The 6,558-nt window shown below is 69.4% G+C and carries 3 protein-coding genes and 1 pseudogene; 1 reads left to right on the forward strand and 3 read right to left on the reverse strand.

All coding sequences use genetic code 11. The annotated features are described in order from the left end of the window. The first annotated feature begins 374 nt into the window (after positions 1 to 374). Positions 375 to 1,304 carry an alpha/beta hydrolase gene (locus I0Q12_RS23715; protein WP_231611303.1) on the forward strand — a complete coding sequence of 310 codons (930 nt, stop codon included), beginning with the start codon at positions 375 to 377 and terminating at the stop codon, positions 1,302 to 1,304. Positions 1,305 to 1,399: 95 nt separating this feature from the next. Here I0Q12_RS23715 and I0Q12_RS23720 read toward each other — a convergent pair whose 3' ends face one another. The 3 genes and pseudogenes from I0Q12_RS23720 to I0Q12_RS33685 all read right to left on the reverse strand — a co-directional run. Further along, positions 1,400 to 2,107, reverse strand: coding sequence for an alpha/beta fold hydrolase (locus tag I0Q12_RS23720; RefSeq protein WP_197255309.1), 708 nt, complete (start codon positions 2,105 to 2,107; stop codon positions 1,400 to 1,402). A gap of 236 nt (positions 2,108 to 2,343) precedes the next feature. Beyond that, positions 2,344 to 5,627 (reverse strand): annotated as a pseudogene (locus I0Q12_RS23730) (protein kinase). 259 nt (positions 5,628 to 5,886) lie between these two features. Continuing rightward, positions 5,887 to 6,558, reverse strand: a 672-nt coding sequence (locus tag I0Q12_RS33685; protein WP_231611305.1) for an acetyl-CoA C-acyltransferase, incomplete at its 5' end; no start/stop codon positions are given.

Consider the following 6,558-nt stretch of genomic DNA (forward strand, 5'->3'; position numbering starts at 1 on the left):
CGCTGCACCGGCCGGCGCATCCCCGTGGGCGAGAAACAGGTACCTCACGCGGGTCATTCGACCGGTGCGGGACCTTTCGCCCCACGCGACCATATGTCCTGCCAATGCGCTGCCACCCATCGCGAAATCCGGGTTCTCCACTGCTCCGACACCGCTCGCCGACGCACTTCGGACCGGCCCTTCGCATGACCGCACGGAAGGGACCTGCACCGATGACGACGATCGCGACGACCGGCCGGCTCCTGGAGCCCCACGATGTGGGCGGCGGTGGCGCGCAGGAGGGGCCAGGAGTCCACCACCGGCCGACACTCGTGCATCGGCGGCATTTCCCGGGTACCAGCGTGCAGGCGCGACTCCTGTCCCGATCGGTCCGGATGACCCTGCGTCCCGTGCTGTCACTGTGGGCGCGCGCATCCGCCCTGCCGTGGCCTGCCGACTTGATCGACTCGGTGGGAAATCTGTTGCCGCCGATCGACGGCACCCGATGCCGGCCCGCGCAGCTCCCGAACTGCGAGGGACTCTGGGTCGAAGCCCCCGACGTCGGTTCCGACCGCGTCGTCCTCTACCTGCACGGCGGCGCTTTCCTGTGCTGCGGAGTCCGCACCCACCGGCGGCTCGTCTCGCGAATTTCCGCCGAGGCGCAGGCGCCCGTGCTGATGGTCGACTACCGCATGCTGCCCGCGCACTCGATCGACGACGCTATCGACGACAGTGTCGACGGTTACCGCGCGCTGCTGGCCGCGGGCTGGCGTCCCGAGCAGATCGTGATCGCAGGCGACTCCGCGGGAGGCTACCTGTCGTTCATGGTGCCGCTGCGCCTCCGCGACGAGGGTCTCCCCGCGCCGGCCGCGGTCGTGGCACTGTCGCCGCTCACGGAGTTGGATCCGGGTCGCAAGCTGGCTCACCCCAACGCGGATCGATGCGCGCTCCTGCCGGTCAGCGCCGCGGCGGAACTCTTCAGGCTGGCCCGGAACATCGAGGCACGGAAAGCCACGGACCCGGGCGCGCAGGCCCGGATGTGCCCGGTGGATCACGATCTTCGCGGCATGCCCCGCACGCTGATCCAGGTGGGTTCGGACGAACTGTTGCTGCCGGATGCCGAAGTGATGGCAGAGCGGCTGGCCGAGGCCGGCAGCGAATGCGACCTGCAGATCTGGGAGCAGCAACTGCACGGGTTCCAGTCGGCGGCAGATCTCCTGCCCGAGTCCAGGCGCGCGATCACCGAAATCGGCCTGTTCATCCGGCATGCGGTCCCGGACGGACAGTTCGACGCGGGGCGTCCGGGTGACTCCTTCGATTCGTGACCGCGAGGCAGTGCGGGCAGCGCAGCGCCCGCGTGTCGGATGACAGGTCGCCCGGGACGCGTGGTCTCAGGCCCGGCGAGCGGCGAGACCGGTACTCATTGCTCGCCCCTGGGCGGCAGCCAGTCGAGGACGGTCCGCATCGCGTTACCGAAATAGTCCGGTGCGGTGATCGGCCAGTCGTGGCCTCCCGCGACCGTGAAGACCGGTGGTCTGCCCAGGGAATCCCGGAGCGCTTCGAGACGTGCACGCGTGATCAAGCGGTCGCCGCGGCTCCACACCAGTGACACCGGCAGGGGTCGTGCGGCGATCCGGTTCAGCTCGGGTACCAGGTACCCGCCCGAAGTGAGCGGAGCGCTGGGCCGGATCGGCCGGGGATCTCGGACGCTGTTGCAGATGGTGGCCGTGTGACGTGGCAGGACGGTCGTGGCACGCATCCGGAGCGGCAGGGACTTCCTGTCACCGACCTGGGACCCGGCACTCCTGATCTCCGGCCACGGCCCTCCGCCCACCGAGTTCACCAGGACGAGGCGTGCAACGCGATCCGGATCCGCGTCGGCGGTCTGGATGGCGATCGCTCCCCCGAACGAGTGCCCGACGAGAGTCACGGGACCGAGATCGGCGGCGCCCAGGAACCGACCGAGCCAGGCAGAGCAGTCCCGCAACGTCCGTCGATCGAGTGGACGGCCCGCCACTCCAGCGAAGCCCGGTATCAGCGGGGCGTAGACACGGAAACGGCGGGCAAGCCGTTCGAGGGCGTGACGGTACGTCAAAGGTGTCGATCCCCCACCCGGAACGAAGACCAAGGGAGATCCTTGTCCGAGCACGCCACACACCCCCGTCCCGGCGTCGAGTCGAACAGTTGTCCAGGGCATCGCCGCAGGGTGATCGGCGGCTGGGGTGATCGGCGAGAGGTGTCGGTGCTGCATCGGGTCGGCCTTCGATCGAAACGGTGAGGCGAGTCACACGATGCCGTCACCGCCGCGCGGAAGCGACGGCCGAAATACCTGGAGACATACCTGTATCTGCAGGTTCCCGGTGCCTAGTCGTGCGACTGCTCCGCAACCCAGGCCGCGACCTGTGCCCGGGAGGTGAATCCGAGTTTGGCCAGGATGTGCTCCACGTGACCCTGTGCGGTGCGCGGGGAGATCACCAGGCGACGGGCGATGGCCTGATTCGTCAGGCCTTCCCCGATGAGGTCCGCGACCTGGCGTTCCCTCTTGGTCAATCGCGCCGGCGCATCGGTTCTCGACGGGGAGGCGGCCGGTGGTCGCTCGTGGAGGGCGTAGGCGATGGCCGCGTCGAACCCGAGTTGCTCCCCTTCCCGATGGGCGGCCTCGAAGGCCCTGTCGCCGAGTGTCTCCCGGGTCCTGCGGGCACATTCGTCGTGGTGGACAACCAGTGTCGAGTGAATGATCGGAGAGATGCCGACCTCCTGCGCCAACCCGTCCGCGGCGCCCATGAGAACGGCGGCCCGACGCGCATCGCGTCGGTCGAAGCTGATCCAGGCCAGCGCCTCGAGGCAGGCTGCCACGTTGTGGGGATTGCGGACCTGCCGGGAAATCTGCAGTGATTCTTCGAGGATCGGGACCGCTCGATCTGCGTCACCCTGCTGCCACAGAACAACTCCGAAGGCGAACAGCGAATACGTTCTGTAGATCTTCTCCCCGTGCATTCCGGTGATCTCGAGGGCCCGCTCGTGGCATTCGATCGCCTGCTCGGTCAGTCCGGACAGCCCGTAGGCCGTCGCGAGTGCGACCAGGGCGGAGATCTCGGACGCCCGTTCTCCGCATGCGCTGAACCCTGCACGGGCGGATTCGAACTGGGAACACACATGTTCGAGATCACCGCTGAGGAGACCGAGCGTGCCTTCGGCGAAGGACACGTACGCGCGGATCAGGGGGTCGGTGGTCTGCGCGGCGAGCATGCGTCCTTGCTCGACGAGCGCTGCCCCGACGGGGAAGTCCCCAGGAAGCCCACCACCACGCTCGCCGTGTAGATCGCCTTGACCCATTCGAAGGTGAGTGGGCCGCTGTAACGAGCCAGCAGCCGGTCGTACCAGCGCCACGCCTCGCTGTAGAGGCCCTGGGAGGTCCAGAACCTGAACAGCGCGGCGGCGATCCGCAGCCCCGCGGCAGGATCGTCCTCGAGACTGAATTCGAGGGCCTCGCGCAGGTTCGGTTGTTCCTGTTTCAGGCGGGCGATCCAGTCGAGCTGACGGGCGCTGATCCAGTCGGCTTCCGCCTCCAGCGCCATCGCCTCGAACCGGTCCCGGTGCCGGCGACGCACGGCCACGGCCTCACCGGACTGCTCGAGCTTCTCGGCGCCGTAGTCCCGCAGCGTCTCGAGCATCCGGAATCGCACCACCGACCCGGTTTCCTCCCGGATCAGGATCGACTTGTCCACCAGGGAGGTCAGCGTGTCGAGGACCTCCCCCGCCGCCAGACCCTCGCCGCACACCTGCTCGGCCGCGTCGAGGTCGAAACTGCCCGCGAACACCGACATCCGGCCCCACACCAGTTGTTCGGTTGGGGTGCACAACTCGAAACTCCAGTCGATGCACCACCGCAGGGTCTGCTGCCGCGTCGGCACACCCCGGCTGCCGCGGGTCAGCAGGACGTAGCGGTCGGTCAATCGCTCGAGGATCTGCTCGGGCGACAGCGCCCGCAATCGGGCCGCGGCCAGCTCGATCGGCAGCGGTAACCCGTCGAGCCGGTGACAGATCCGTGCAACCGTCGCCGCGTTCTCCTCGGTGAGCGAAAAACCCGGCACGGCGGCTGCAGCCCGGTCGACGAACAACTTCACCGCATCGAAGCGGGACAGCGCCCGTACCGAGGACGGCCCCTGCTCCGGGTCCGGCACCGCCAGCGGAGGAATAGCCAGCACCGCCTCCCCGCCGAGCCCCAACGGCTCACGGCTGGTGGCGAGAACCCGCACTCCCGGACACCGTCGCAGCAGCAACTCCACCAGATCGGCGACCGCGTCGACCACGTGCTCGCAGTTGTCGAGCACCACCAGCACCTGCCGCGGGATCAGGAACTCGACCAGCACCTCCCACCTCTGCCTGCCCGACTGATCCCGCAGCCCCACCGCCGCGGCCACCGCGTCCACCACCGCCGCCCCGTCGTTCAGCTCACCGAGCTCGACCAGCCGCACCCCGTCGGCGTAGTCGCGCTGCACCGCCGACGCCACCCGCACGGCCAGCCGCGTCTTGCCCACCCCGCCGATCCCGGTCAACGTCACCAGCCGCGAACCGGTCAGCAGGTTCTTCGCCGCGGTGAGCTCGTCCCGGCGGCCGACGAAACTGGTCAGATCCAGCGGCAGATCACCGGTCGCGCCCGCCGGAACGGACACCGCGAACCCACGGCCCGGCGGTACTCGCTCGGCATCCCCGAGTGACCCGGGTCCTCCGACCCCGCCCTCGCTCTCGGTGGGCAGGGCCATCTCGTCGACCGGGAAACCGTGGTGGCGCTGCAGCAGCCGCAGCTCCTCGCCGAACTCGGCGGCCGTGGCCGGACGCTGGTCCGGGGTCCGGGCCATCGCCCGCGCAATCAGGGCGGACACGTCCTCGGGGATCCCGTGCTCCCGCAGGTCGGGTACCGGTTGCGAGGTGATCCGCAGGAACTGCGCGACCACCTGTTCGCCGCTGAGCCGTTCGAACGCGGCGTGGCCGGTCAGCGCACTGAACACGGTGGCGCCGAGACCGTAGACGTCGGCCGCCGGGCCGGGCGGATCCCCGGCCAGCACCTCCGGCGCGGTATAGGCCGGCGACCCGGTCACGGTGCCGGTGGCGGTGCGGAAACCGCCGGCGACCTGCGCGATACCGAAGTCGGCCAGCTGGGGTTCGTCGTAGTCGGTGAGCAGAATGTTCGCGGGTTTGACGTCGCGGTGCACGATCCCGAGGCGGTGCGCCGACTCGATCGCACCGGCCATCTTCACCCCGAGCCGCAGGGCCTGATCCAACCGCAGCGGACCCCCGAGGCGGATCCGCGCTTCCAGGGACCCGTGCCGGTGGTACGGCATCACGAGATAGGGGCGGCCGCTGCCGGTGGTGCCGACCTGCAGGATGTGGACGATGTTCGGATGCCCGGTCAGCCGGCCCATCGCCTGTTGCTCCCGGAAGAACCGCGCCCGGTTCTCCTCGTCGAGATCGACGGTGAGCACCTTGACCGCCACCGTGCGATCCAGATCCGTCTGGGTGCAGCGGTAGACCGCCCCGAACCCGCCGCGTCCGATCACCTCGACATCATCGAAACCGGCGCCGGCCAGCTCCCCTGCCGGGTCGGCCGGGAACCTCTGTGTGTCGACCGGATCCGCGTCACTCATCGGAACGTGCTACTCACTCCGCCGACTCGCAGTTCCCGCGTGCCGGTCCCGACGGCTCGACCGGCGCACGTTCCCTCCGTGACGCCACCTCCCGAGGCGTGCTCTTCAGGATATAGCCACGTGCTGGTCCGCCACGGGCCTTCGACAGCCCGGAACGGCGGAGGACCTCCGGCGGTCGGAGCCGTGAGACTCGTCACGCCGAAGGTCCTCATCCGGAGCGCACGTCGTGTGCCCTCCGCAGCCTTGTGGAAGCCGGGAACTACGCCTTGGGCACGCGCACGATCAGGGCGTCACCCTGACCGCCACCACCACACAACGCGGCCGCCCCGACCCCACCACCGCGACGCTTCAGCTCCAACGCCAGGTGCAACGCGATCCGCGCCCCGGACATCCCCAACGGATGCCCCATCGCGATCGCCCCACCGTTGACGTTCACCTTCTCCGCATCGATCCCCAACTCCCGCGCCGAGACGATCCCCACCGCCGCGAACGCCTCGTTGATCTCCACCAGATCCAGCTCGGCCGGATCGATCCCCTCCCGGGCACAGGCCTTGGCGATCGCCCGCGCCGGCTGCGACTGCAACGTCGAATCCGGACCGGCCACCACCCCGTGCGCCCCGATCTCCGCGACCCACGACAATCCGAGTTCCTCGGCCCTGGCCCGGCTCATCACCACCACCGCCGCCGCCCCGTCCGAGATCTGCGAGGCCGAGCCCGCCGTCACCGTCCCGTCCTTCGCGAACGCCGGCCGCAGCCTGGCCAGCGACTCGACCGTCGTCTCGGCCCGGATCCCCTCGTCGGCGGCGAACTCGACCGGATCACCCTTGCGCTGCGGGATCGACACCGGCACCACCTCGTCGTCGAAGACCCCGTCCTTCCACGCCCGGGCCGCCTTCTGATGCGAGGCCGCCGCGAACGCGTCCTGCTCCTC

This window comes from Rhodococcus sp. CX (assembly GCF_015865005.1).
GTDB lineage: Bacteria > Actinomycetota > Actinomycetes > Mycobacteriales > Mycobacteriaceae > Rhodococcus.